We start from the raw sequence: 24,292 nt of genomic DNA, 5'->3' as shown, positions 1-24,292 counted from the left end.
CCCGATGATCCCGACGGCCGCGAGCGGAGCGGCGTCCCTGGTGCAGTCCGTCGACTGGATCGCCCTGGCGCCCCCGGTCCTCACCGCCGTCGTCGCCCTGGTGGTGCTCGTCGCCGACCTGTTCCTCCCGGTGGCCCGCAAACCGCTCCTGGGGTGGCTCGCCATCGGGGGCCTCGCCCTGGCCGGGCTCTCCCTGCTGCCCCTGCTGGGTGGCGACCGCCGTACCTTCTGCGTCGGCGGCGGCGACGTCTGCAGCTATGTCGCGGATCCGTTCGCCCTGGTCATCCAGTTCCTGGTGCTGGCCGGTGCGCTGCTGACCGCGCTGCTGTCCATCGACACCGTCAAGGACGGCGGCCTGCCCGCGGGCGAGTACTGGTTCCTGCTGCTCTCCTCGGCCTCCGGCGCCGCCCTGCTGCCCGCCTCCCGGGACCTGGCGACCCTCGTCCTCGCCCTGGAGGTGGCCTCGCTGCCCGCCTTCGCACTGGTCGGCCTGCGCCGCGGCGACCGACTGTCCTCCGAGGCGGCCCTGAAGTTCTTCCTCTCCTCGGTGGCCGCCACCGCCGTGATGCTCCTGGGCGTCAGCTTCCTGTACGCCGCCACCGGGAGCCTCCATCTGACCCGCGTCGCCCATGGGCTCGCCCACCTCCCGGACCCGCGCCTGGCCACCCTCGCGAGCGCCGGTGTCGCCCTCACCCTCGTCGGCTTCGCCTTCAAGACCGCCGCCGCGCCGTTCCACTTCTGGGTGCCCGACACCTACGTCGGCGCCCCGCTGCCCATCGCCGCGTACCTCTCCGTCATCGGGAAGGCCGTCGGCTTCTCCGGCCTGATCCTCGTCACGGTCAAGGGCTTTCCCACGTACGCGCACGTCTGGGGCCCGGTGCTGGCGGTGTTGGCCGCGCTGACCATGACCGTCGGCAACGTCGCGGCGCTGCGCCAGGACCCCGGCCGCACCCACAGCGCCGTACGGCTGCTGGCATGGTCCTCCGTCGGCCAGGCCGGGTACCTCCTGGTGCCGATCGCCGCCGCCGCGTACGCCGACGCCCCGGGGCGCGCCATCGGGTCGACCGTCGCGTACGCCCTGATGTACGCCGCGGTGAACCTCGGCGCGTTCGCGGTCGCCGCTCTGGTGGCGCGCACCAGCCCGGCCAACCGCCTCACCGACTACCGCGGCCTCGCCACCCGCCGCCCCCTGGTGGGGCTGGCCCTCGGCTTCTTCCTGCTCTGCCTGGCCGGGCTGCCGCCGGGTGTCATCGGCCTGTTCGCGAAGGTCACGGTCTTCGCCGCGGCCGTCGACGCGGGCCTGGGCTGGCTCGCCGTGATCATGGCCGTCAATGTGGTGATCGCGCTCTACTACTACCTCCGCTGGACGGCCGCGCTCTTCCACGCCGCCCCCGAGGACGCCGTGGCGTCCGTGGACGTGACGGCCGGGGGCGCCGCGGCCGTCCGCCCCGTGGCCGCCCGGATCCCCGTACCGCTCGCCGTCGCGCTCACCCTGGCCACCGTCCTCGGCGTGGCCCTCTCCGGCGCCCCGCAGCTCGTCCTGCGCTTCGCCGCCGGCACCCTCCTGTAGCTCCGGCCGGGGCCGTGCCCTGGCCGGAACACGGCGCTCCGCCGTAGGCGCCCGCCCCGCCGCACACGCCCTCCGCGTACGCCCCATGCACCGGAACCGGCCCTCCCCGGGTGCGGCGGCCGAGGGAACCTGCCCTGCTCATCTCACGTTGACCAGTGAGTAAGGGTCCACTGGAGAGTGGACATCGCAGCAGCGGGTTCCCCTGCCGGATCGCTTGGAGGGCGTACGGTGCACCGCCGGCACAACGGGCTCAGAACCGCCGTACTCCTCGGTGGCCTGTCCGCCCTCATCATCGTCATCGGCAGCCTCTTCGGGCGTACGGGCCTGATCGTCGCCGTGCTCGTCGCGGTCGGGACGAACGCCTACGCGTACTGGAACAGCGACAAGCTCGCGCTGCGTGCCATGCGCGCCCGCCCGGTCAGCGAATTCGAGGCCCCGGGCCTGTACCGCATGGTCCGTGAGCTGTCGACGGCTGCCCGCCAGCCGATGCCGCGCCTCTACCTCTCCCCGACCCAGGCCCCGAACGCCTTCGCCACGGGGCGCAACCCCCGTAACGCCGCGGTCTGCTGCACCGACGGCATCCTCCAGCTGCTGGACGAACGGGAGCTGCGCGGGGTGATCGGCCATGAGCTGAGCCATGTCCACAACCGCGACATCCTCATCTCCTCGGTGGCCGGGGCGTTGGCCTCCGTAGTGATGTTCCTGGTGAATTTCGCCTGGCTGATCCCGGTCGGCCGCTCGGACGACGACGACCGCCCCGGGGTGCTCGGCATGCTGCTGATCATGATCCTGGGGCCGCTCGCCGCCTCCCTGATCCAGCTCGCCGTCAGCCGCTCCCGCGAGTACCAGGCCGACGCGTCGGGCGCGCGCCTCACCGGCGATCCGCTCGCCCTGGCCTCCGCGCTCCGTAAGCTGGAGAGGGGCACCCAGCAGCTGCCGCTGCCCCCGGAGCCCCGGCTGGAGACCGCGGGGCACATGATGATCGCCAACCCGTTCCGCGCGGGGGACGGCATGTCCCGCTTCTTCGCCACCCACCCGCCGATGCGCGAGCGCATCAACCGCCTGGAGCAGATGGCCGGCCCTCACATATAGGGGTGCCCGCGTCGCAACGTTCCCCACCGGCCGCCGCGTCTACCAGGGCGTACCCACCTGTCGCCCCGCCGTGGAAGGCTATCGATCATGAAGCTCATCCTCAACGTCATCTGGTTGGTCCTCAGCGGCTTCTGGCTGGCGCTCGGCTATGTCCTCGCGGGAATCATCTGCTGCGTCCTGATCGTCACGATCCCGTTCGGCATCGCGTCCTTCCGCATCGCGGGCTACGCGCTCTGGCCCTTCGGCCGTACCACCGTCGAACGCCGGGACGCGGGCGCCGGATCCACGATCGGCAACGTCATCTGGATCATCTTCGCGGGCTGGTGGCTGGCGCTGGGCCACATCTGCACGGGTATCGCCCTCTGCATCACGATCATCGGCATCCCGTTCGGCATCGCCAACTTCAAGATGATCCCGATCTCCCTGATGCCGCTCGGCCGCGAGATCGTCCCCACGGACGAGCCGTTCGCCACCCGCTGACCGCTACCGCCGCCCCGTGCCCGCACGCCGGTGGGGCGGCGCGCCCACGGCCCGCCGCCCCACCCGGTTGCTGCGTATTTCCGCCGACGGCACGTCCGGGCCCGCGGGCCGGTGCCGTCGTGCGCCGGTGACTACCGGTAGTTCACGAACTGGATCGCAAAGTCCAGGTCCTTGCCCTTCAGCAGCTGCTGGACGGCCTGGAGGTCGTCGCGGTTCTTGGAGCTGACCCGCAGTTCGTCGCCCTGCACCTGCGCCTTGACGCCCTTAGGGCCCTCGTCGCGGATCGTCTTGGCGACCTTCTTGGCGTTCTCCTGGGAGATGCCCTCCTGGATGGAGGCGAAGATCTTGTACATCTTGCCGGAGAGCTGCGGCTCGCCCGCGTCCAGCGCCTTCAGCGAGACCCCGCGCTTGACCAGCTTGGACTGGAAGATGTCGAGCACGGCCTTGACCCGCATGTCGCCGTTGGCGCGCATCTCGATCTTCTCGCCCGACCACTCGATCGACGCGTCCACGCCCTTGAAGTCGTAGCGCTGCGAGATCTCCTTGGCGGTCTGGTTGAGGGCGTTGTCGACCTCCTGCCGCTCGACCTTCGAGACGATGTCGAAACTGGAGTCGGCCATGGTGAGTTGGCTCCTCGTGGATAGGTCCGTCAGGGAAACGGCCCGTCTCGGACCGCCCCGCCAGCCTAGAGGAGGCGGCCCCGTCACCCATGACCCCGGCCATCGAACCGAGTGGCGGAGCACCCCCTGCCATCAGGTATGGTTTACGTCGTTGCCACGGAACGCCGCACCAAGCGGATCTCCCGGCAGCAAACCCTGGCGGTGTGCCCGAGCGGCCAAAGGGAGCAGACTGTAAATCTGCCGGCTTCGCCTTCCCAGGTTCGAATCCTGGCGCCGCCACAGGTGGTGGAGACCCCCTCTCGCTTGCTGAAACAGCAAGTGAGAGGGGGTTTTCCTTTTCTGCGGGACGACTGGCGGCCGCTCCGACCTGTCTCACCGTGTGGCGCATCGATCTCAGCGATGGCCAGTAGGTGTTCCCCAGGCGTTCCCCAGCTACTCGGGTTCGTTCCAGTCCCTCATGGCGTCCTCGATCTGGTTGTTCGCCCGTTCACGCGTTTTGGCGAGGGCCTTGGCGTACATGCGGAGCAGGACCGCCGCGGACCGGCCAGGCCCCCAGCAGGACATCGCTTGCCCGCAGGGTGAACACCGACCGTCGGCATCGTCGACCTGACGTCCCTGGGGCGGCTGGCCCGGCTCGATGCGCCGCGCCGGGGCGCGTTCACCGCGCGCCCGCCGTCCGCTCCTCACGCGTCCGCGTACACCCGCCCGGCGAACTCGGCCACCTGGGCATCGCTGAGGTTCTTCGCGAGATCCGCCTCGGTGATCATGCCGACAAGGCGGTGACCCGCGCGGACGTCGATCACCGGGAGGCGCTTGATCCGGTGCTGTTCCATCGTGTTGAGGACTTCCCTGGCGCTCGCCGCCGCGTCGATCCAGTGGACCGGACCGTCCAGCGTCCCGGCCTGCACCTCCGCCGGGTCGATGCCGTCGGCGCAGCACCGGACGACGATGTCGCGGTCGGTGATCATGCCGATGAGGCGGTTGTTGTCGCCGCAGATGGGCAGGCAGCCGACGTCCATATCGCGCATCATCCGCGCCGCCGCGTGCAGCGTCTCGTGGGCGCCGACGCAGTGCGCCCCGCCGGTCATGATGTCCTGGGCGCGCAGCTGACCGGCCGCGCCGGGTGTGCCGGGCATGACAGTCTCCTTCCGGGTGGCGGAGCACCGCGCCCCCCGGTGGCGCTCCCGGGGCGGCTCCCCTCCGCCCCTCTCGTGCCGTCTTCTCCCTCCATGACACCACCGATGGCCGGGCCCCGCCGTCCGCCCCGGACGAGCCCCACGGGCGGGAGCAACCCCCAAGGGGAACCCTGAGAGTTCCCTGAACTTCACATAAAGTGTGTGACTTTCGTGGGGCGCGCCTTATCGTCGAAGAGAGCCGTGAGCGACATTCCGGGGGAACGCGTCGAGCCAGCGAAGGGGGGAGGTCGGCCATGCGGCCGAGCCGTGGGTCCGAGGCAGAGGTGGAAGAGCGCCGCAGAACGGTGCTGCGTCAGGTCGCCGACGAGGGCGAGATACGGATAGCCGATCTCGCCGAACGCCTCGGCGTCAGCGTGATGACGATGCACCGCGATCTCGACAACCTCACCGAACGCCAACTCCTCCACAAGGGCCGTGGGGTGGCCACCGCCTTCCCCGTTGTCACCATGGAGAGCGCGGTCCGCTTCCGCGAACACGCCGACCTCGACGCCAAGACGGCGCTCGCCGACGCGCTGGTCGAGGAGGTCGCCCCGGGCAGCACCGTCCTCGTCGACTGCGGCTCCACACTCTTCCCGTTCGCCCGCCGCCTGGCCGCCTTCGAGGGCCTGCACGTCATCACCAACTCCCTGCGCATCGCCTACCTGTTGTCCGGTTCGTCCACCGAAGTCACCTTGCTGGGCGGCCGGTTCCACGAGGACTTCGAGTCCTGCGCGGGCCCCCGCTCTCGGCGCGAGCTGCGGGGCCTTCGCGCCGCCGTCGCCTTCGTCACCGCCACCTCGATCAGCGCCGGACGGCTCTACCACCCGGTCCGCGAGTACGCCGACAACAAACGCGCCTACCTCCAGGCCGCCGACCGGGCCGTACTCGCTGTGGGCCACCGCAAGTTCGGCCGCACCGCCACCTACGGCTACGGCGACGTCGGCGGATACGACCTGCTGGTCACCGACGAGCTGCGCGCCGCCCGCGATCTCGGCGCCGAGGTCCGCACCGTCACGCCCACCGCCCCACCGACCTGAAAGGCCCGCGCCGCACCCGCCGCCGCACCACCGCACCGCATCTGCAACGAGAGAGGCCGATCCCTTGCGCGCCGTCGTCGTCGAAACGCCCGGTACTCACACCCTCGCCACCGTCGACGACCCGACACCCGGGCCCGGCGAGGTCGTTGTGGCGCCCGCGGCCGTCGGGATCTGCGGGACTGATGTGCACATCGTGGCGGGCGAGTTCGCGCCCACGCCGTACCCGATCATCCCCGGGCACGAGTTCACCGGCGAGGTCGTCGCGCTGGGGGAGGGGGTGACGGGGCTTCCTACCGGCACTCAGGTCGCCGTCGACCCGTCGCTGTTCTGCGGCGCCTGCCGCTTCTGCGCCATCGGCCGCGGCAACCTCTGTGAGCGCTGGGGTGCCATCGGCGACACCGTCGACGGCGCGATGGCCGAGTACGTCACGGTGCCCGCCGCCAACTGCTACCGGCTCCCCGAGAACGTCGACACCGTCCAGGGGACCCTCATCGAGCCGCTGTCCTGCGCGGTCCGCGGCTTCGACGTCCTGCCGCGCCGCCTCGGTGACCACTACCTGATCTACGGCGCCGGGACGATGGGACTGCTGATGCTCCAGCTCGCCCGCGCCGCCGGTGCCGCCTCCCTTTCGGTCGTCGACGTCAACGAGGACAGGCTCGCCGTCGCCGTCCGCCTCGGCGCCGACGCCACCGCCACCGACGCCGCCGCGCTGGAGCGGCCCGGCGGCTGGGAGACCGTCATCGACTGCACCGGCGCCGTCCCCGCCATCGAGGACGGCCTCACCCGGGTGCGCCGCGGCGGCACGTTCCAGCAGTTCGGGGTCGCGCCGTCGGCGGCCAAGGCGTCGTTCTCGCCGTTCCAGGTCTACAACGACGAGATCACCATCGTCGGCTCGATGGCCGTCCTGCACAGCTTCGGCCGCGCCGTCGACCTCATGGCCAAGGGCGTCATCGACGCCGACACCATGCTCACCCACCGCTTCGGCCTCGCCGACTTCGCCACCGCCCTGGACACCTTCCGCGCCGGAACGGGCCGCAAGATACAGATCCATCCTGGGCTCTGAGCGGCGGTGTGACGGTGGGCGGCCGGGCCGGATGGGCGCGTGACGGGAGCGGACGGGTGGGCGCGTGACGGGAGCGGACGGGTCGGTCCGACGGCGCGAGGGCGGCGGCCCGGCCGGGCCCGCTCCGACAGGGCCCGCTCCGACAGGGCCCGCTCGGACAAGGCCCGCTCCGACAGGGCCGACGGAGACGGCCAGGGCGGGCCTGTCCGGTGGCGTGACGCCGTTGTGCCCGGGCACGAAAACGGCCGGCTCAGCCCCCGGCCACCGCCCGCACCGCCTCCGCGACCGGCGTTCCGCCGTTGATCAGCTCCAGCGTGCGGTGCGCCGTGCCCGGCGCGTCCAGCAGGGCCAGCAGCGTCGCCGCAACGTCGTCGCGGGTCACCTCCGCCCGGCCCGTCGACTCCGCCAGCGTCACCCGGCCCGTCCCCACGTCGTCCGTCAGCCGCCCCGGGCGCAGGATCGTCCAATCGAGACCGGCCCGCGCCCGTACGTCCGCGTCCGCGGCGCCCTTGGCCCGCAGATACGCGGCGAACACCGGGCCGGTGCCCTCCGGCGGCTCCCGGTCCGCGCCCATCGACGACACCACCACGAAACGCTGGACGCCCGCCGCCTCCGCCGCATCGGCGAACAGTGCTGCCGCACCGCGGTCCACAGTGTCCTTACGGGCCGCGCCGCTGCCCGGCCCCGCGCCCGCGGCGAACACCGCGGCGTCCGCGTCCGCCAGATGCCGCGCCACATCCGCCACCGACGCCGACTCCAGATCGCACACCACCGGCTCGGCACCCGCCGCCAGCAGGTCACCCGCCTGCTCCGGCCGGCGGATGATTCCGGCCACCTCGTCCCCGCGCCCGGCGAGCAACCGCTCCAGCCGCAGCGCGATCCGACCATGTCCACCTGCGATGACAATGCGCATGCCGCCGACCGTAGACGACCCCGCCCGGAAACCCGCCCGCCGCGACGGCCCTGCGCCCGTCCCGGGCCCGCACGGGCGACACCGCTGTCGCGCAGGCCCGCCCGGTAACTGTCAGGAAGCTCGCGTGAGCGTCTGCTCCCGCCCGGTCACTATCAGGAAGGCTTCCTGAGCGTCTGCTCCCGCCCGGTATTCATCAGGATGCCTTCCTGAACGTCCGCCCCCGCCCCTTACCGGCCCGCCCCCCCATAAGCCCCCACCTCACCGCTGCGACTGCCGCGGCAGCTCCAGTGCCACCGCGACCGCGGCGTCGCAGTACTCCCGTACCGCGCTGGTCCGCGCCACCACCCGCCCCCGATGGACCACCACCCGGCTGTACGCCAGCGACAGCACCCCCGCGATCCGCTCGCCCCGCACCGCCAGCAGCTCCGCCGGGAAGCCCGCCTCGACGCGGACCTCCGGCAGCCCCTGCACCGCCCGCGCCGCGCCGCTCACCGCCTCGTACGCGGCCTCCGGCGTGGCCTCGCCCAGGGACGCCAGCAGATACGCCGCCTCCAGCGGATCGCCGCGGCCCACCGGGTTCGCCGCGTCCCGCAGCGCGCCGCTGCCCGCAGCCACCCGCACCCCCGCCGCCCGCAGCAGCCGCACCGGCGCGGGCCGGGCCACCCGGGATCCGTACCGCTCCAGCGCCGTGCAGTCGCCCTGCGGCAGACAGACGACGGTGACCTCCGCCGCCGCGAGCTGATCGGCGACCCGGCCCGCCACGCTCCGCGGCATCCGGGCCATCCCGGCGCACGGCCCGATCGCCACCCCGGGCCGCAGCCCGCCCGCCATCGCCGCCAGCCGGGCCAGCCGCGCCGGATCGTCCCCGTCCGTGTGCAGGTCCACCGGACAGCCGTGCTCCGCCGCCACCGCCAGCACCGCCTCGACGTGCCCGGCGGGATCCGGGTCCAGATCGGGACAGCCGCCGACCACCGACGCGCCCATCGCCACCGCGTCCCGCAGCATCGCCAGCCCGTCCGCGCCCGCCACCCCGGTCAGCACCCGAGGCACCGCCACCGCCGACAGATCCGCCAGCCCCCGCAGCGACCGCCGCGCCTTGAGCACCGCCTCCAGCGCCCGCAGCCCCCGCACCCCGCCGACCCGCACATGGGTGCGCGAGGCGGTCGCACCGTGCCCGAGCTGGAGCAGCGCCGCCTCGGTGGTACGCCGCTGAACGTCCTCGGGGGAGTCGGACGCCGGGCCCGCCGCATCCGCGGTCAGCGCCGTATCGCAGTGGGCGTGCGGTTCGGCGGGCGCCGGAAGCAGCAGATAGCCGGAGAGGTCGACCCGGGCGCCCTGCGGGGCCAGCGCCCCGGCCGTCCCGACCGCCTCGATCCGGCCACCGCCGAGCCGTACGTCCACCGCGCGGCCGTCGGCGAGCCGCGCGCCGCACAGTGCCAGGGAGCCCGCTTCGGAGCCGCCGTCCGGCTTGCCCGGCCGCGGGGACGGCTGCGGTGAACTGCTGTCGGACATCGCGCTCCTCGAAGCCACGGGCGTGCAAGATCACGCAGCGTGCCCCGAGCCTAGGCCGCGGCCCCGGGCGGCCCGCGCAGGCGCGGAATAGTCGTACCGGCGTGGTGCGGTCCGGGGGAGCGGGCGTCGCCCGGATACGGATTTCACGTTTGGCGGCGGGCCGTGTAATGTCTTCATCGCTCGCCCCAATAGCTCAGTCGGCAGAGCGTCTCCATGGTAAGGAGAAGGTCTACGGTTCGATTCCGTATTGGGGCTCTGGTGTGAGGTTCCTCGTCTTCGGACGAGGTTTCCTTCGCATCGCAGCGGTGTAGCTCAGTCGGTAGAGCAAGCGGCTCATAATCGCTGTGTCACCGGTTCAAGTCCGGTCACCGCTACTGACAGTAGCCGATTGCGGGGTCGGTCCTTCGATCGGCTACTCTTTTATGCGTTCATCCGTCCATCTTTCCGTCAAGGAGCACTCACGTGGCTGCCACCGACGTCCGCCCGAAGATCACGCTGGCCTGCGTGGAGTGCAAGGAGCGGAACTACATCACCAAGAAGAACCGGCGTAACGACCCGGACCGTCTTGAGATGAAGAAGCACTGCCCTCGTTGCAACTCGCACACCGCGCACCGCGAGACGCGATAACACAGGCTCGTACGTGAGGCCGTCCCCAGATAATGGGGGCGGCCTTACGGCGTTATCACCCCAGTAGTCAGGGAGGTTGCGAGCCAATGGCGCTCGACCCGTCATTCATCGGTCGTACGTACCCGCCTACCGACCCGTATGAGGTCGGCCGGGAAAAGATCCGGGAATTCGCCGAGGCGATCGGTGATCCGAATCCCGTGTACACCGACACCGAAGCGGCCAAGGCGCTCGGTCACCCCGAGGTGATCGCCCCGCCGACCTTTGTGTTCGCGATCACTTTCCAGGCCGCGGGCCAGGTGATCGAAGACCCGCAGCTCGGCCTGGACTACAGCCGCGTGGTGCACGGCGACCAGAAATTCGCCTACACCCGCCCCGTACGCGCCGGTGACCGGCTCACCGTCACCTCCACCATCGAAGCGATCAAGACGATGGCCGGAAACGACATCATCGACATCCGCGGCGACGTCCACGACGAGAACGGCGAACACGTCGTGACCGCGGCCACCAAGCTCGTCGCCCGCGCCGTCGAGGAGGCGTCCTGACATGACCGCGAAGATCTCCTACGACGACGTCGAGGTCGGCACCGTACTCCCGGCGCAGTCCTTCCCGGTGACCCGCGCCACCCTCGTCCGCTACGCGGGCGCCTCCGGCGACTTCAACCCGATCCACTGGAACGAGAAGTTCGCCAAGGAGGTCGGGCTGCCGGACGTCATCGCGCACGGCATGTTCACCATGGCCGAGGCGGCCCGCGTCGTCACCGACTGGGCCGGTGACCCGGCGGCCGTCGTCGAGTACGGCGTCCGCTTCACCAAGCCCGTCGTCGTCCCCAACGACGACGCCGGTGCGGTCATCGAGGTCAGCGGCAAGGTCGCGGCCAAGCTCGACGACGAGGCCCGTACCGTCCGCGTCGACCTCACCGCGATGAGCGGCGGCCAGAAGGTGCTGGGCATGTCCCGCGCCGTGGTCCGCCTGGCCTGACCGGACATCCCTCGGGGGCGGCCGGCGGACGGCGCCGGGCCGCCCCCGTACCCTTGGGCGCGTGCAGGAACGCCACGAGGAACACCAAGCCCCGCTCGCCCCGCTGACCACGTTCCGGCTCGGCGGTCCGGCGAACCGACTGATCACGGCCGTCACGGACGACGAGGTGATCGCCGCCGTCCGGGAGGCCGACGCCGCCGGGACCCCGCTGCTGATCATCGGCGGCGGCTCCAACCTCGTCATCGGCGACAAGGGCTTCGACGGCACCGCCCTGCGCATCGCGACCCGCGGCTTCGCCCTCGACGGCACCCGCCTGGAACTCGCTGCCGGGGAGAACTGGTCCGATGCCGTCGCCCGCACCGTCGAGGCCGGTCTCGCCGGTGTCGAATGCCTCGCCGGGATCCCCGGCTCGGCCGGTGCCACCCCGATCCAGAACGTCGGCGCGTACGGCCAGGAGGTCGCCGCGACGATCACCGAGGTCGTCGCCTACGACCGGCGCGCCGAGGAGACGGTCACCCTCACCAACGCCGAGTGCGCCTTCTCCTACCGGCACAGCCGCTTCAAGGCGCAGCCGGACCGCTACGTCGTGCTGCGCGTCCGCTTCGCCCTGGAGGACGCGGGCGGGCTCTCCGCGCCGCTGAAGTACCCCGAGACGGCCCGGGTGCTCGGCGTCGAGGCCGGTCAGCGCGTCCCCGCAGCGACCGCCCGCGCCACCGTTCTCGCGCTGCGCGCCGGTAAGGGCATGGTCCTGGACGCGGACGATCACGACACCTGGTCCGCCGGTTCCTTCTTCACCAACCCCGTCCTCACCGAGGCCGAGCACGCCGCGTTCGTCGCCCGCGTCCACGACCGCCTCGGCCCGGACACCGCCCCGCCCGCCTTCCCCGCGGGCGACGGCCGGGTGAAGACCTCCGCGGCCTGGCTGATCGACAAGGCCGGTTTCCCCAAGGGCTACGGCACCGGCCCCGCCCGCATCTCCACCAAGCACACCCTCGCCCTCACCAACCGCGGTGAGGCCACCACCGAGGACCTGCTGGCCCTCGCCCGCGAGGTCCGCGACGGCGTCCACGCGGCCTTCGGCGTCACCCTCGTCAACGAGCCGGTGACGGTGGGCGTCAGCCTCTGAGGCGGGCCGTCGGCGGCTCCGGGGGAGCCGGGGCCGCACCGGGCGCGCCCGGAGGCCGGGAGCCCGGCCATGGCGTCCCGGACATCCGGAACCGCCCGTACCCGCAAGGCGCCGCCGCGCCCCGGCCGCCTCAGCCCGCCAGCCACCCGTCGATCCCCGCCAGCAGCCGCTCCCGCTCCGGCTGCGGCGCCCGCGAACCGCGTACCGACTGCCGGGCCAGCTCCGCCAACTCCGTGTCCGTGAAGCCGTGCGCGCGCCGCGCGATGTCGTACTGCGCAGCCAGCCGCGAGCCGAACAGCAGCGGATCGTCGGCGCCCAGCGCCACCGGCACCCCGGCCGCGAAGAGCGTCCGCAGCGGCACGTCCTCCTGCTTCTCGTACACCCCCAGCGCCACATTGGACGCCGGGCACACCTCGCACGTCACCCCGCGCTCCGCCAGCCGCTGCAGCAGCACCGGGTCCTCCGCGGCGCGCACCCCGTGGCCGACCCGCCCGGCGTGCAGATCGTCCAGGCAGTCCCGCACGCTCGCCGGGCCCGACAGCTCCCCGCCGTGCGGCGCCGCCAGCAGCCCGCCCTCCCGCGCGATGGCGAAGGCCCGGTCGAAGTCCCGTGCGAAACCCCGGCGTTCGTCGTTGGACAGCCCGAACCCGATGACGCCCTGATCGGCATAGCGCACCGCGAGCCGGGCCAGCGTCCGGGCGTCCAGCGGATGCTTCATGCGGTTCGCGGCGATCACCACCCGCATCCCCAGGCCGGTCTCCTGCGAGGCGGCGCGCACCGCGTCCAGGATGATCTCCAGCGCCGGGATCAGCCCGCCCAGCCGCGGCGCGTACGACGTCGGGTCGACCTGGATCTCCAGCCAGCCCGACCCGTCGGCGACGTCCTCCTGGGCGGCCTCGCGCACCAGCCGCTGGATGTCCTCGGGGGTCCGAAGGCACGAGCGGGCGATGTCGTACAGCCGCTGGAAGCGGAACCAGCCGCGTTCGTCCGTCGCCCGCAGCCGCGGCGGCTCCCCGCCGCGCAGCGCCTCGGGCAGATGGACGCCGTACTTGTCGGCCAGCTCCAGCAGGGTCGTGCTCCGCATCGACCCTGTGAAGTGCAGGTGCAGATGGGCCTTCGGCAGCTGACGCACGTCACGAACGCTCTCCATTCGCCGATCTTGCCGCACGGACCCGCCACGCCGGTACCCCGGTCCCCGAATGAGCTGACCCGGGAAAACGCGTACGGGCCACCGGGAAGCCCCGATGGCCCGTACGGACGGCATCCCCGCGGCTACCGCGCCCCCGCCAGCAGCTCCTGGATCCGCGTGACGCCCTCGGCCAGATCGTCGTCGCCGAGCGCGTACGACAGCCGCAGATAGCCGGGGGTGCCGAACGCCTCGCCCGGGACGACCGCGACCTCCGCCTCCTCCAGGATCAGCTCCGCCAACTCCGTACTGCTGTCCGGCCGCCGCCCGCGGATCTCCTTGCCCAGCAGCCCCTTCACCGACGGATACGCGTAGAAGGCGCCCGCCGGCTCCGGGCACACCACACCGTCGATCTCGTTCAGCATCCGCACGATGGTGCGGCGCCGCCGGTCGAAGGCGGTCCGCATCGCGTCGACGGCCGTCAGATCGCCGGTCAGCGCGGCGACCGCCGCCGCCTGCGGGACGTTGGCGACGTTGGACGTGGCGTGCGACTGGAGGTTGGTCGCCGCCTTGACGATGTCCTTCGGCCCGAGCATCCACCCCACCCGCCAGCCGGTCATCGCGTACGTCTTGGCCACGCCGTTGACCACGACGCACCGGTCCCGCAGCTCCGGCACGACCACCGGCAGCGAGCAGAACTCCGCGTCGCCGTAGACCAGATGCTCGTAGATCTCGTCGGTCAGCACCCACAGTCCGTGCCGTGCCGCCCAGCGGCCGATCGCCTCGACCTGCTCGCGCGGGTACACCGCGCCGGTCGGGTTCGACGGCGAGACGAACACCAGCACCTTGGTGCGCTCCGTACGGGCCGCCTCCAACTGCTCGACGCCCACCCGGTATCCGGTCGTCTCATCGGCCACCACCGGTACGGGGACGCCCCCGGCCAGCCGGATCGACTCCGGGTACGTCGTCCAGTACGGCGCCGGGACGATCACCTCGTCGCCCGGGTCGAGCAGCGCGGCGAACGCCTCGTAGATCGCCTGCTTGCCGCCGTTGGTGACCAGGACCTCGGCCGGTTCGACCACGTACCCCGAATCGCGGCGCGTCTTCGCGACGATCGCCGACTTCAGCTCGGGCAGCCCGCCGGCCGGGCTGTAGCGGTGGTACTTCGGCGTGCGGCAGGCGGCGACGGCCGCCTCCACGATGTAGTCGGGCGTGGGGAAATCGGGCTCCCCGGCGCCGAACCCGATCACTGGGCGGCCGGCGGCCCGCAGGGCCTTGGCCTTGGCGTCGACGGCGAGCGTGGCGGACTCGGAGATGGCCCCGACACGGGCGGACACGCGGCGGATCCCGCCCGCGGCGCCGGTCGGTTCTGAGGGGGATACAGCGCTCATGGCGGCATCGTCGCAGACCTCCGATCGCCCCGGCGTGGGGCTCCACCGGCGCCGCCCGGGACGTTTCTGTTCGACGCCCGGCCTCGGAACACGTACACTCGCTGACCGTTGGCTCCCAACCGGGCAGCGCGTTCCACGCACTTGGTGCGCCGGACACATGAGGTAGGTTGGGGGACGCACAAAGGGTCGTAGCTCAATTGGTAGAGCACTGGTCTCCAAAACCAGCGGTTGGGGGTTCAAGTCCCTCCGGCCCTGCTACACGCACTTCTTCACCGCTGTGCGTGCACGCGTACGTACTGAAATGCACCGCCGTGCGGCCGGGCCGGACGCTGTACGGCCACGACCCGGATTCAGGTGAGGACGAGTGACGGACGCCCTAGGCTCCATCGACATGCCTGAGCGTGGCCGTTCCGAGGACGACACAGCGGAATCCACGAGGAAGCCCCGCCGCGGCGGTAAGCGCGGCAAGAAGGGCCCGCTCGCACGTATGGCGCTCTTCTACCGCCAGATCGTCGCGGAGCTCCGCAAGGTCGTCTGGCCTTCCCGCAGCCAGCTGTCGACGTACACCACAGTGGTGATCGTCTTCGTCGTCGTCATCATCGGTCTCGTAACCGTGATTGACTTGGGAATTAACCGAGTCGTCGGGTACGTCTTCGGCTGATCCCGCGGAGGGCACCTCAGCGGGGTGCCCTTTCGCATGTTCAACCCCTTGAAGCCAGGAAGAAGCAGCCACGTGTCTGACCCGAACCTGAACGACGCCGCCGAGCCCGTCACGGCCGCGGAGGCCGACGCGGCCGTCCCGGCCGAGGTCGAGGGCGACGCTGCCGCCGTCTCCGATGGCGAGGGCGCCGTCGACATCGTCGAGAACGCCGACGGCGCCGACGAGATCGACGCCGAGGACACCGAGGCCGGTGAGCCCGCCGAATCCGCCGCCGTCCACGTCGAGGACGAGGACGAGGACGGCGCCGAGGACGAGGACGTCGCCGAGGTCGAGGAGGAGCCGGTCGACCCGGTCACCGCCCTCCGCGACGAGCTGCGCGGTCTGCCCGGTGAGTGGTACGTCATCCACACCTACGCGGGCTACGAGAAGCGCGTGAAGGCCAACCTGGAGCAGCGCGCCGTCTCGCTCAACGTCGAGGACTTCATCTACCAGGCCGAGGTCCCCGAGGAAGAGATCGTCCAGATCAAGAACGGCGAGCGCAAGAACGTCCGCCAGAACAAGCTCCCGGGCTACGTGCTCGTGCGCATGGACCTGACGAACGAGTCCTGGGGCGTCGTCCGCAACACCCCCGGTGTCACCGGCTTCGTCGGCAACGCCTACGACCCGTACCCGCTGACGCTGGACGAGATCGTCAAGATGCTCGCCCCGGAGGCCGAGGAGAAGGCCGCCAAGGAAGCCGCCGCGGCCGAGGGCAAGCCCGCGCCGCAGCGCAAGATCGAGGTCCAGGTGCTGGACTTCGAGGTGGGCGACTCCGTCACCGTCACCGACGGTCCGTTCGCGACGCTGCAGGCGACGATCAACGAGATCAACGCCGACTCGAAGAAGGTCAAGGGCCTCGTCGAGATCTTCGGCCGCGAGACCCCGGTCGAGCTGAGCTTCGACCAGATCCAGAAGAACTGACGCTCTTCCGGACCCCCGCTTCCGAACAGGTCAGACCGGCTGTCGCAGCCGGTCTGACCTGCTCGGTTTTTGGCCGCACGACCCTACCCGTTATCGTGGTGCGGTATGCCTCCATCCGGATGACCGGATGGCATGGCGAAAAACCTCTCACTAGGACCCGGAGAGAGCATGCCTCCCAAGAAGAAGAAGGTCACGGGGCTCATCAAGCTCCAGATCAGCGCCGGCGCCGCGAACCCGGCTCCGCCGGTCGGCCCCGCGCTGGGCCAGCACGGCGTGAACATCATGGAGTTCTGCAAGGCCTACAACGCCGCGACCGAGTCGCAGCGCGGCATGGTCGTGCCGGTGGAGATCACGGTCTACGAGGACCGTTCTTTCACCTTCGTGACCAAGACCCCGCCGGCCGCGAAGCTGATCCTCAAGGCCGCCGGTGTGGACAAGGGCTCCGGCGAGCCCCACACCAAGAAGGTCGCGAAGATCACCGACGCCCAGGTGCGCGAGATCGCCACGACCAAGATGCCCGACCTCAACGCCAACGACCTGGACGCCGCCGCGAAGATCATCGCGGGCACCGCCCGGTCCATGGGCGTCACGGTCGAGGGCTGACCCGCTCGTACCGGCGCACTCGCCACCCGTGGCAGGGCCAGGCGCTGGCCCGCACCACGACTCCATCCTCCGCGCGGTGAAAGCCGCACGGTCGCATCTGTTCAGGAGCAGCAGTGAAGCGCAGCAAGACTCTTCGCAACGCGGACGCGAAGATCGACCGGGAGCGTCTGTACGCCCCGCTCGAGGCCGTCCGTCTCGCCAAGGACACCTCGTCCTCCAAGTTCGACTCGACCGTTGAGGTCGCCATGCGTCTGGGTGTCGACCCGCGCAAGGCCGACCAGATGGTCCGTGGCACCGTGAACCTCCCGCACGGCACCGGTAAGACCGCCCGGGTCCTGGTCTTCGCGACCGGCGACCGTGCTGCGGCCGCGGAAGCCGCGGGCGCCGACATCGTCGGCTCCGACGAACTGATCGACGAGGTCTCCAAGGGCCGTCTGGACTTCGACGCCGTCGTCGCCACCCCGGACCTCATGGGCAAGGTCGGCCGCCTCGGCCGCGTGCTCGGTCCCCGTGGTCTGATGCCGAACCCGAAGACCGGCACCGTCACCCCGGATGTCGCCAAGGCCGTCACCGAGATCAAGGGCGGCAAGATCGAGTTCCGCGTGGACAAGCACGCGAACCTCCACTTCATCATCGGCAAGGTCTCCTTCGACGAGACCAAGCTGGTGGAGAACTACGCCGCGGCGCTTGAGGAGATCAACCGTCTCAAGCCGTCCGCCGCGAAGGGCCGCTACATCAAGAAGGCGACCATCACCACCACGATGGGCCCCGGCATCCCGCTGGACGCCAACCGCACCCGCAACCTCCTCGTCGAGGAAGAGGCCGTCTGATCCCAGTGATCGACGTGCCCTAGTGCGCACAGCATGACGCAGGCCCCGCCGTCCGGTTCCGGATGGCGGGGTCTGTCGCGTGCGGTGTCGGTGGGCTGCATTAGAGTCACCACCGCATTCCGCACAGCGATTCAAGGGGGAGCCTCAGATGCATAGCACGCGAATCACCGCCGCGGTGGCGGGGGTAGTTCTGCTGGTGGGCGGTCTCAGCGCCTGTAACGACGGTGCCAAGGCGTCCGGCAGCGGCGGCGGGGGCAGCGACGCGGCGGGCGGCGACAAGGCGGCCCAGGGCCCTGCCGACGCCCTGAAGGCGGCCAAGGCGGCCACCGCGGCCAAGAACTCCGCGAAGTTCGACGGCACGACGGAGACCACCACCTCCAGCGGCCGCTTCAAGCAGACCACCAAGGGCGGTCTCGACTGGTCGCAGGGCATGCAGATGAACGTCGAGAACACCCTGACCGGCGACAAGAGCCCCACGGGCGGCAAGCCCATCAAGGCGCTCTACACCCAGGACGCGGTCTACATGAACGCGGGCTCGGCCATGCCCGGCGCGGGCGGCAAGCCGTGGGTCAAGTACTCCTACGAGGCGCTGTCGAAGCAGATGGGCGCGTCCGGCACGGCGGTCAAGGACGTCCTCGACAACGCCAACCCGAGCCAGCCGATCGATGTGCTGATCGCCTCCGGCACCGCCAAGGTCGTCGGCAAGGAGAAGGTGAACGGCGTCGAGGCGACGCACTACACCGGCACCGTCAGCATGGCCGACCTGAGCAAGAACCTCGGCAAGGAGATCCGCGACGCCGTCCAGAAGCAGCTGGAGCAGGGCGGCGCGAAGAGCGAGAAGCTCGACCTCTGGATCGACGGCGACAACCTCCTGGTGAAGAAGGAGGAGCACGTCGCCGGCAAGATGCCCACCGACGCCACGGCGTTCTACTCCGACTACGGCACCAAGGTCTCCGTCGAGGCGCCGCCGGCGAGCCAGACGATGACCGCTCCCGCCGCCTGACCGAGGCGTGGAACCGCAGGCGAGGGGCGTTGCGGCGCCCCTCGCGGCGGATTTGCCTGAGCGTGGGCCGTTCGCGTACCGTACCGAGGAAGCCAAAGACCGCTGGTTGTCTCTGCGCGTCCTTTCCCGGGCGCGTGGTGGCCGAAGGATCCGCTAGCTGCGGACGGCCTGCGCAGGTATGTGTGGATGAACTCCCGGACGCTCCGTCGTACGGTCGAGTCACGCCCCGTGCACCTGCGCCGGGGCGTTTGTTTTGCCCAGCCCCTTCTGCGCGGTCCTCATCACCCGGAAGGAGGCCGAGGCTCATGGCAAGTCCCGACAAGGTCGCAGCTGTCGAGGAGATCACGGACAAGTTCCGCAACTCCAACGCTGCTGTCGTCACCGCGTACACCGGACTTACCGTCGCGCAGATCAAGGATCTGCGTCGTTCGCTCGGTGATAACGCTCAGTACCGTGTGGTGAAGAACACGCTGACCAAGATCGCGGCCCAGGAGGCCGGGATCTCCGTGCTGGACGAGCACCTTCAGGGCTCGACGGCCGTCGCCTTCGTCACCGGTGACCCGGTCGAGGCGGCGAAGGGTCTTCGTGACTTCGCCAAGGAGAACCAGAACCTCGTCATCAAGGGTGGTGTCTTCGAAGGGAAGGCACTGTCCGCCGATGACATCAAGAAGCTTGCGGACCTCGAGTCCCGCGAGGTTCTGCTCAGCAAGCTGGCCGGTGCCTTCAAGGCGAAGCAGTCGCAGGCTGCCTCCGTCTTCCAGGCGCTGCCGTCGAAGCTCGTCCGCACCGTGGACGCGCTCCGTGCCCAGCAGGCCGAGCAGGGCGGTGCCGAGTAATTCGGCTCGCACATTGGCGGCTTCCGTCTAGGCGTGCCTAGGCGGAGTGGCCACAGCGGGCCCGACGTACGCCCGCCTCACATGTACATCCGGCACCAGCCGAATTAGTGGAAGGACCGCCACCATGGCGAAGCTCAGCCAGGAAGACCTGCTCGCGCAGTTCGAGGGGATGACCCTCATCGAGCTCTCCGAGTTCGTGAAGGCGTTCGAGGAGAAGTTCGACGTCACCGCCGCCGCTGCCGCGCCGGTCGTCGTCGCCGGTGCCGCTGGTGGCGCCGCCGCCGAGGCCGTCGAGGAGCAGGACGAGTTCGACGTCGTCCTCACCGGTGCCGGCGACAAGAAGATCCAGGTCATCAAGGTCGTGCGTGAGCTGACCTCCCTGGGTCTGAAGGAGGCCAAGGACCTCGTGGACGGCACCCCGAAGCCCGTCCTGGAGAAGGTCGACAAGGCTGCCGCCGAGAAGGCCGCCGAGGCCCTCAAGGGCGCCGGCGCCTCCGTCGAGGTCAAGTGACCTCACTGAGTCTCCGACTCACGTCCTGAGCGCCCTCGTGGCGTAGCTGGACCAGCGAAGGGCGATCACCCAAGCGGGTGGTCGCCCTTCGGCGTGCTCGTCACGGCTGCGGCGCCCCGCCCGACGTGCGAGTATGGTGATCTTCGTCGTCCGGACGTCGGCCGTGTGACGTTACCGCCGGGGCAGGGGGCCTTGACGAACCGCACGCGGCGCGCAATTCTCTGGACGCGATGCGGAAGCGATCCGGGCTCCGAGGCATGGATCGCGAACGAAGAGGGAAGCATCGATGTGCGCCTCAGGCGCGGGGCTTTCGGCAGGCGCAGGGCTTTGGAAGCACAGCAGAACAACGAGGGGTTCCTCCGCTGCGGAGGTACCACCTCCCGGAGGGAGAAGAGCGGTATCACGGCGTTGAACCGGTCTTCCGGAAACTCGCTCTGGACATCAGTGGGCCAAGTGGCTACACTGACCCTTTGCGCTGCCTGTTAGCTGCTCCCTGCCCGTCACCAGGGGCATACCCGAAGTCGAACATCACTGATTGAGCGGCCCTGACCTGGGCTTTCCCTCAGTCTGTTCCTCTCGGGGCCGGTACGCGCGTAGTGAGTCCGAGCCCTCGGAAGGACCCCCTCTTGGCCGCCTCGCGCAACGCCTCGACTGCCAATACGAACAACGGCGACAGCACCGCCCCGCTGCGCATCTCCTTTGCGAAGATCAAGGAGCCCCTTGGGGTTCCGAACCTCCTTGCGCTGCAGACCGAAAGCTTCGACTGGCTGCTCGGCAATGCCGCATGGAAGGGTCGCGTCGAGGCTGCGCTGGAGAGTGGGCAGGAAGTTCCCACCAAGTCCGGTCTGGAAGAGATCTTCGAAGAGATCTCCCCGATCGAGGACTTCTCCGGGTCGATGTCGCTGACGTTCCGCGACCACCGCTTCGAGCCCCCGAAGAACAGCATCGACGAGTGCAAGGAGCGCGACTTCACGTACGCGGCTCCGCTCTTCGTCACCGCCGAGTTCACCAACAACGAGACCGGCGAGATCAAGTCCCAGACGGTCTTCATGGGCGACTTCCCGCTCATGACCAACAAGGGCACCTTCTGCATCAACGGCACCGAGCGTGTCGTCGTTTCGCAGCTGGTCCGCTCGCCGGGCGTCTACTTCGACAGCTCCATCGACAAGACGTCCGACAAGGACATCTTCTCCGCCAAGGTCATCCCGTCCCGCGGTGCCTGGCTGGAGCTGGAGATCGACAAGCGCGACATGGTCGGTGTGCGTATCGACCGTAAGCGCAAGCAGTCCGTGACCGTCCTGCTCAAGGCGCTCGGTTGGACGACCGAGCAGATCCTTGAGGAGTTCGGCGAGTACGAGTCCATGCGCGCCACCCTGGAGAAGGACCACACCCAGGGCCAGGACGACGCGCTGCTCGACATCTACCGCAAGCTGCGTCCGGGCGAGCCGCCGACCCGCGAGGCCGCGCAGACGCTGCTGGAGAACCTCTACTTCAACCCGAAGCGCTACGACCTCGCGAAGGTCGGCCGCTACAAGGTCAACAAGAAGCTCGGCGGCGACGAGCCGCTCGACGCCGGTGTGCTGACCACCGACGACGTCATCGCCACGATCAAGTACCTGGTCAAGCTGCACGCCGGGGAGACCGAGACGCTCGGCGAGTCGGGCCGGACGATCGTCGTCGAGACCGACGACATCGACCACTTCGGCAACCGCCGCCTGCGCAACGTCGGCGAGCTGATCCAGAACCAGGTCCGTACGGGTCTCGCCCGTATGGAGCGCGTCGTGCGTGAGCGCATGACCACCCAGGACGTCGAGGCGATCACGCCGCAGACCCTGATCAACATCCGGCCGGTCGTCGCCTCCATCAAGGAGTTCTTCGGCACCAGCCAGCTGTCGCAGTTCATGGACCAGACGAACCCGCTGTCGGGCCTGACTCACAAGCGCCGTCTGTCCGCGCTGGGCCCCGGCGGTCTCTCCCGTGAGCGGGCCGGTCTGGACGTCCGTGACGTGCACCCCTCGCACTACGGCCGCATGTGCCCGATCGAGACGCCCGAAGGCCCGAACATCGGTCTGATCGGTTCGCTCGCGTCGTACGGCCGGGTCAACGTCTTCGGCTTCATCGAGACGCCGTACCGCAAGGTCGTCGACGGCCAGGTCACGGAGGAGGTGGACTACCTCACCGCGGATGAGGAGGACCGCTTCCTGATCGCGCAGGCCAACGCCAAGCTGACCGACGACATGCGCTTCGCCGAGCAGCGTGTGCTGGTCCGCCGCCGTGGCGGCGAGGTCGACCTCGTCCCCGCCGACGAGGTGGACTTCATGGACGTCTCGCCGCGCCAGATGGTGTCGGCCGCGACCGCCATGATCCCGTTCCTTGAGCACGACGACGCCAACCGCGCGCTCATGGGATCGAACATGATGCGCCAGGCCGTTCCGCTGATCAAGGCGGAGTCGCCCCTGGTCGGCACCGGTATGGAGTACCGCTGCGCGGTCGACGCCGGTGACGTCATCAAGGCGGAGAAGGACGGTGTGGTCCAGGAGGTCTCCGCGGACTACATCACCGTCGCCAACGACGACGGCACGTACAACACGTACCGCGTCGCCAAGTTCACCCGCTCCAACCAGGGCACCTCCTTCAACCAGAAGGTCGTCGTGGACGAGGGCGCGCGGGTCATCGAGGGCCAGGTCCTCGCCGACGGTCCGTCCACGGACGAAGGCGAGATGGCGCTCGGCAAGAACCTGCTCGTGGCGTTCATGCCGTGGGAGGGCCACAACTACGAGGACGCGATCATCCTGTCGCAGCGCCTCGTGCAGGACGACGTCCTCTCCTCGATCCACATCGAGGAGCACGAGGTCGACGCCCGTGACACCAAGCTCGGCCCGGAGGAGATCACCCGGGACATCCCGAACGTCTCCGAAGAGGTCCTCTCCGACCTCGACGAGCGCGGCATCATCCGCATCGGTGCTGAGGTCGTCGCCGGCGACATCCTCGTCGGCAAGGTCACGCCCAAGGGTGAGACCGAGCTGACCCCCGAGGAGCGCCTGCTCCGCGCGATCTTCGGTGAGAAGGCGCGCGAGGTCCGTGACACCTCGCTGAAGGTGCCGCACGGTGAGATCGGCAAGGTCATCGGCGTCCGCGTCTTCGACCGCGAGGAGGGCGACGAGCTGCCCCCGGGCGTGAACCAGCTGGTCCGCGTCTACGTCGCGCAGAAGCGCAAGATCACCGACGGTGACAAGCTCGCCGGCCGTCACGGCAACAAGGGCGTCATCTCGAAGATCCTGCCGGTCGAGGACATGCCGTTCATGGAGGACGGCACCCCGGTCGACATCATCCTCAACCCGCTGGGTGTCCCGTCCCGAATGAACCCGGGACAGGTCCTGGAGATCCACCTCGGCTGGCTCGCCAGCCAGGGCTGGAAGGTCGAGGGCGCCGAGGAGGAGTGGAAGAAGCGTCTGCACGCGATCTCCGCCGACGAGGTCGCCCCCGGCTCCAACGTCGCCACCCCGGTGTTCGACGGTGCGCGCGAGGACGAGATCTCCGGCCTCTTCGAGTCGACGATCCCGAACCGCGACGGCGAGCGCATGGTGAAGGGCTCCGGCAAGGCCCAGATGTTCGACGGCCGCTCCGGCGAGCCGTTCCCGGACCCGATCTCGGTCGGGTACATGTACATCCTCAAGCTGCACCACCTGGTCGACGACAAGCTGCACGCCCGCTCGACCGGTCCGTACTCGATGATCACCCAGCAGCCGCTGGGTGGTAAGGCCCAGTTCGGTGGCCAGCGCTTCGGCGAGATGGAGGTGTGGGCGCTGGAGGCGTACGGCGCCGCTTACGCCCTCCAGGAGCTGCTCACCATCAAGTCCGACGACGTCACCGGCCGCGTGAAGGTCTACGAGGCCATCGTCAAGGGCGAAAACATCCCCGAGCCCGGCATTCCCGAGTCCTTCAAGGTGCTCATCAAGGAAATGCAGTCGCTCTGCCTCAACGTGGAGGTGCTGTCCTCGGACGGCATGTCCATCGAGATGCGCGACACCGACGAGGACGTCTTCCGCGCGGCGGAAGAGCTCGGTATCGACCTGTCCCGGCGCGAGCCGAGCAGCGTCGAAGAGGTCTGACGGGTCTGGCCGGGGCCTTTTAGTGAGGCCCCGGCCAACCCCGGACCCCGTCAGACCAAGATTGAG

At 70.0% G+C, this 24,292-nt stretch carries 24 protein-coding genes and 4 tRNA genes; 21 read left to right on the top strand and 7 right to left on the bottom strand.

The window, feature by feature from the left end:
* The first annotated feature begins 4 nt into the window (after positions 1 to 4).
* From ACFWWQ_RS13805 to ACFWWQ_RS13795, 3 genes are all read left to right on the top strand, one after another.
* Complete coding sequence (locus ACFWWQ_RS13805) at positions 5 to 1,570, top strand: NADH-quinone oxidoreductase subunit N (protein WP_384595181.1); 1,566 nt, start codon at positions 5 to 7, stop codon at positions 1,568 to 1,570.
* Between the two features lie 228 nt (positions 1,571 to 1,798).
* A complete protein-coding gene (gene htpX, locus ACFWWQ_RS13800; RefSeq protein ID WP_384595061.1) occupies positions 1,799 to 2,662 on the top strand; it encodes a zinc metalloprotease HtpX in 864 nt (287 codons plus the stop codon).
* Between the two features lie 87 nt (positions 2,663 to 2,749).
* A complete protein-coding gene (locus ACFWWQ_RS13795) occupies positions 2,750 to 3,142 on the top strand; it encodes a YccF domain-containing protein (RefSeq protein WP_143941893.1) in 393 nt (130 codons plus the stop codon).
* Between the two features lie 131 nt (positions 3,143 to 3,273).
* On the opposite strand, the gene ACFWWQ_RS13790 is transcribed toward ACFWWQ_RS13795, so the two are convergent.
* Positions 3,274 to 3,762, bottom strand: a complete 489-nt coding sequence (locus tag ACFWWQ_RS13790; RefSeq protein WP_384595058.1) for a YajQ family cyclic di-GMP-binding protein — start codon at positions 3,760 to 3,762, stop codon at positions 3,274 to 3,276.
* Positions 3,763 to 3,959: 197 nt separating this feature from the next.
* Between ACFWWQ_RS13790 and ACFWWQ_RS13785 the strand changes: the two genes are divergently transcribed.
* A tRNA-Tyr gene (locus ACFWWQ_RS13785) sits at positions 3,960 to 4,041 on the top strand.
* Between the two features lie 153 nt (positions 4,042 to 4,194).
* On the opposite strand, the gene ACFWWQ_RS13780 is transcribed toward ACFWWQ_RS13785, so the two are convergent.
* Both ACFWWQ_RS13780 and ACFWWQ_RS13775 read right to left on the bottom strand, forming a co-directional pair.
* A complete protein-coding gene (locus ACFWWQ_RS13780; protein ID WP_384595055.1) occupies positions 4,195 to 4,326 on the bottom strand; it encodes a hypothetical protein in 132 nt (43 codons plus the stop codon).
* A gap of 119 nt (positions 4,327 to 4,445) precedes the next feature.
* On the bottom strand, positions 4,446 to 4,898 hold the full coding sequence (locus ACFWWQ_RS13775; protein ID WP_384595052.1) for a CBS domain-containing protein: 453 nt from the start codon (positions 4,896 to 4,898) through the stop codon (positions 4,446 to 4,448).
* A 293-nt stretch (positions 4,899 to 5,191) separates the two neighbouring features.
* Here ACFWWQ_RS13775 and ACFWWQ_RS13770 point away from each other — a divergent pair, with 293 nt between their 5' ends.
* Together ACFWWQ_RS13770 and ACFWWQ_RS13765 are read left to right on the top strand one after the other, a co-directional pair.
* The gene (locus ACFWWQ_RS13770) at positions 5,192 to 5,974 is read left to right on the top strand and encodes a DeoR/GlpR family DNA-binding transcription regulator (RefSeq protein WP_384595049.1); all 783 of its coding nucleotides are present in this window, start codon (positions 5,192 to 5,194) and stop codon (positions 5,972 to 5,974) included.
* 64 nt (positions 5,975 to 6,038) lie between these two features.
* Positions 6,039 to 7,037 (top strand): zinc-dependent alcohol dehydrogenase family protein, encoded by a 999-nt coding sequence (locus ACFWWQ_RS13765; RefSeq protein ID WP_384595046.1) that lies wholly within the window; start codon positions 6,039 to 6,041, stop codon positions 7,035 to 7,037.
* Positions 7,038 to 7,287: 250 nt separating this feature from the next.
* Here the strand turns inward: ACFWWQ_RS13765 and ACFWWQ_RS13760 are convergent, their stop codons facing one another.
* Together ACFWWQ_RS13760 and ACFWWQ_RS13755 are read right to left on the bottom strand one after the other, a co-directional pair.
* Positions 7,288 to 7,950, bottom strand: coding sequence for an NAD(P)H-binding protein (locus tag ACFWWQ_RS13760; protein WP_384595043.1), 663 nt, complete (start codon positions 7,948 to 7,950; stop codon positions 7,288 to 7,290).
* Between the two features lie 258 nt (positions 7,951 to 8,208).
* Entirely contained in the window at positions 8,209 to 9,462 is a 1,254-nt protein-coding gene (locus tag ACFWWQ_RS13755; protein WP_384595040.1) for an amidohydrolase family protein, read from the bottom strand.
* Positions 9,463 to 9,644: 182 nt separating this feature from the next.
* Between ACFWWQ_RS13755 and ACFWWQ_RS13750 the strand changes: the two genes are divergently transcribed.
* The 6 genes from ACFWWQ_RS13750 to ACFWWQ_RS13725 all read left to right on the top strand — a co-directional run bounded on the left by ACFWWQ_RS13750 (position 9,645) and on the right by ACFWWQ_RS13725 (position 12,193).
* Positions 9,645 to 9,717 (top strand) — tRNA-Thr (locus ACFWWQ_RS13750).
* 46 nt (positions 9,718 to 9,763) lie between these two features.
* Positions 9,764 to 9,836: transfer RNA gene (locus ACFWWQ_RS13745), tRNA-Met, on the top strand.
* An 88-nt stretch (positions 9,837 to 9,924) separates the two neighbouring features.
* The gene (gene rpmG / locus ACFWWQ_RS13740) at positions 9,925 to 10,089 is read left to right on the top strand and encodes a 50S ribosomal protein L33 (protein ID WP_006604855.1); all 165 of its coding nucleotides are present in this window, start codon (positions 9,925 to 9,927) and stop codon (positions 10,087 to 10,089) included.
* Positions 10,090 to 10,175: 86 nt separating this feature from the next.
* Entirely contained in the window at positions 10,176 to 10,631 is a 456-nt protein-coding gene (locus ACFWWQ_RS13735; protein WP_384595037.1) for a MaoC family dehydratase N-terminal domain-containing protein, read from the top strand.
* Position 10,632: 1 nt separating this feature from the next.
* Entirely contained in the window at positions 10,633 to 11,067 is a 435-nt protein-coding gene (locus ACFWWQ_RS13730; protein WP_384595034.1) for a MaoC family dehydratase, read from the top strand.
* Between the two features lie 61 nt (positions 11,068 to 11,128).
* Positions 11,129 to 12,193 (top strand): UDP-N-acetylmuramate dehydrogenase, encoded by a 1,065-nt coding sequence (locus ACFWWQ_RS13725; RefSeq protein WP_384595031.1) that lies wholly within the window; start codon positions 11,129 to 11,131, stop codon positions 12,191 to 12,193.
* 130 nt (positions 12,194 to 12,323) lie between these two features.
* On the opposite strand, the gene ACFWWQ_RS13720 is transcribed toward ACFWWQ_RS13725, so the two are convergent.
* Both ACFWWQ_RS13720 and ACFWWQ_RS13715 read right to left on the bottom strand, forming a co-directional pair.
* On the bottom strand, positions 12,324 to 13,343 hold the full coding sequence (locus tag ACFWWQ_RS13720) for an adenosine deaminase (protein WP_384595028.1): 1,020 nt from the start codon (positions 13,341 to 13,343) through the stop codon (positions 12,324 to 12,326).
* A gap of 122 nt (positions 13,344 to 13,465) precedes the next feature.
* The gene (locus tag ACFWWQ_RS13715; RefSeq protein WP_384595025.1) at positions 13,466 to 14,710 is read right to left on the bottom strand and encodes a pyridoxal phosphate-dependent aminotransferase; all 1,245 of its coding nucleotides are present in this window, start codon (positions 14,708 to 14,710) and stop codon (positions 13,466 to 13,468) included.
* Between the two features lie 182 nt (positions 14,711 to 14,892).
* Here ACFWWQ_RS13715 and ACFWWQ_RS13710 point away from each other — a divergent pair.
* From ACFWWQ_RS13710 to rpoB, 9 genes are all read left to right on the top strand, one after another.
* Positions 14,893 to 14,965: transfer RNA gene (locus tag ACFWWQ_RS13710), tRNA-Trp, on the top strand.
* 109 nt (positions 14,966 to 15,074) lie between these two features.
* Positions 15,075 to 15,371, top strand: a complete 297-nt coding sequence (gene secE, locus ACFWWQ_RS13705; protein WP_384595022.1) for a preprotein translocase subunit SecE — start codon at positions 15,075 to 15,077, stop codon at positions 15,369 to 15,371.
* A 72-nt stretch (positions 15,372 to 15,443) separates the two neighbouring features.
* A complete protein-coding gene (gene nusG / locus ACFWWQ_RS13700; protein ID WP_384595019.1) occupies positions 15,444 to 16,331 on the top strand; it encodes a transcription termination/antitermination protein NusG in 888 nt (295 codons plus the stop codon).
* Positions 16,332 to 16,499: 168 nt separating this feature from the next.
* On the top strand, positions 16,500 to 16,934 hold the full coding sequence (gene rplK, locus ACFWWQ_RS13695) for a 50S ribosomal protein L11 (RefSeq protein ID WP_143940025.1): 435 nt from the start codon (positions 16,500 to 16,502) through the stop codon (positions 16,932 to 16,934).
* 113 nt (positions 16,935 to 17,047) lie between these two features.
* Positions 17,048 to 17,764: a 50S ribosomal protein L1 gene (rplA, locus tag ACFWWQ_RS13690; protein WP_384595016.1), complete on the top strand. Its 717-nt coding sequence runs from the start codon at positions 17,048 to 17,050 to the stop codon at positions 17,762 to 17,764.
* Positions 17,765 to 17,912: 148 nt separating this feature from the next.
* Positions 17,913 to 18,767, top strand: a complete 855-nt coding sequence (locus tag ACFWWQ_RS13685; protein WP_384595013.1) for a hypothetical protein — start codon at positions 17,913 to 17,915, stop codon at positions 18,765 to 18,767.
* 305 nt (positions 18,768 to 19,072) lie between these two features.
* On the top strand, positions 19,073 to 19,603 hold the full coding sequence (rplJ, locus tag ACFWWQ_RS13680) for a 50S ribosomal protein L10 (RefSeq protein ID WP_384595010.1): 531 nt from the start codon (positions 19,073 to 19,075) through the stop codon (positions 19,601 to 19,603).
* A 124-nt stretch (positions 19,604 to 19,727) separates the two neighbouring features.
* A complete protein-coding gene (gene rplL, locus ACFWWQ_RS13675; RefSeq protein ID WP_384595007.1) occupies positions 19,728 to 20,114 on the top strand; it encodes a 50S ribosomal protein L7/L12 in 387 nt (128 codons plus the stop codon).
* A 626-nt stretch (positions 20,115 to 20,740) separates the two neighbouring features.
* Positions 20,741 to 24,226, top strand: a complete 3,486-nt coding sequence (rpoB, locus tag ACFWWQ_RS13670) for a DNA-directed RNA polymerase subunit beta (RefSeq protein ID WP_384595004.1) — start codon at positions 20,741 to 20,743, stop codon at positions 24,224 to 24,226.
* Positions 24,227 to 24,292: the final 66 nt, after the last annotated feature.

This window comes from Streptomyces sp. NPDC059080 (assembly GCF_042739975.1).
GTDB classification, from domain to species: Bacteria; Actinomycetota; Actinomycetes; order Streptomycetales; family Streptomycetaceae; genus Streptomyces; species Streptomyces benahoarensis.
This window is presented reverse-complemented; position numbering and strand designations above follow the sequence as displayed.

What these genes read in the sequence shown, in the direction of transcription:
- ACFWWQ_RS13805 (WP_384595181.1), top strand. Translation starts at nt 5, where the DNA reads ATGATCCCGACGGCCGCGAGCGGAGCGGCGTCCCTGGTGCAGTCCGTC.
- ACFWWQ_RS13780 (WP_384595055.1), bottom strand. Translation starts at nt 4,326, where the DNA reads ATGTCCTGCTGGGGGCCTGGCCGGTCCGCGGCGGTCCTGCTCCGCATG.
- ACFWWQ_RS13795 (WP_143941893.1), top strand. Translation starts at nt 2,750, where the DNA reads ATGAAGCTCATCCTCAACGTCATCTGGTTGGTCCTCAGCGGCTTCTGG.
- ACFWWQ_RS13790 (WP_384595058.1), bottom strand. Translation starts at nt 3,762, where the DNA reads ATGGCCGACTCCAGTTTCGACATCGTCTCGAAGGTCGAGCGGCAGGAG.
- ACFWWQ_RS13770 (WP_384595049.1), top strand. Translation starts at nt 5,192, where the DNA reads ATGCGGCCGAGCCGTGGGTCCGAGGCAGAGGTGGAAGAGCGCCGCAGA.
- ACFWWQ_RS13760 (WP_384595043.1), bottom strand. Translation starts at nt 7,950, where the DNA reads ATGCGCATTGTCATCGCAGGTGGACATGGTCGGATCGCGCTGCGGCTG.
- ACFWWQ_RS13720 (WP_384595028.1), bottom strand. Translation starts at nt 13,343, where the DNA reads ATGGAGAGCGTTCGTGACGTGCGTCAGCTGCCGAAGGCCCATCTGCAC.
- ACFWWQ_RS13755 (WP_384595040.1), bottom strand. Translation starts at nt 9,462, where the DNA reads ATGTCCGACAGCAGTTCACCGCAGCCGTCCCCGCGGCCGGGCAAGCCG.
- ACFWWQ_RS13735 (WP_384595037.1), top strand. Translation starts at nt 10,176, where the DNA reads ATGGCGCTCGACCCGTCATTCATCGGTCGTACGTACCCGCCTACCGAC.
- ACFWWQ_RS13730 (WP_384595034.1), top strand. Translation starts at nt 10,633, where the DNA reads ATGACCGCGAAGATCTCCTACGACGACGTCGAGGTCGGCACCGTACTC.
- rplL (WP_384595007.1), top strand. Translation starts at nt 19,728, where the DNA reads ATGGCGAAGCTCAGCCAGGAAGACCTGCTCGCGCAGTTCGAGGGGATG.
- ACFWWQ_RS13775 (WP_384595052.1), bottom strand. Translation starts at nt 4,898, where the DNA reads ATGCCCGGCACACCCGGCGCGGCCGGTCAGCTGCGCGCCCAGGACATC.
- ACFWWQ_RS13685 (WP_384595013.1), top strand. Translation starts at nt 17,913, where the DNA reads ATGCATAGCACGCGAATCACCGCCGCGGTGGCGGGGGTAGTTCTGCTG.
- rplJ (WP_384595010.1), top strand. Translation starts at nt 19,073, where the DNA reads ATGGCAAGTCCCGACAAGGTCGCAGCTGTCGAGGAGATCACGGACAAG.
- ACFWWQ_RS13715 (WP_384595025.1), bottom strand. Translation starts at nt 14,710, where the DNA reads ATGAGCGCTGTATCCCCCTCAGAACCGACCGGCGCCGCGGGCGGGATC.
- rplK (WP_143940025.1), top strand. Translation starts at nt 16,500, where the DNA reads ATGCCTCCCAAGAAGAAGAAGGTCACGGGGCTCATCAAGCTCCAGATC.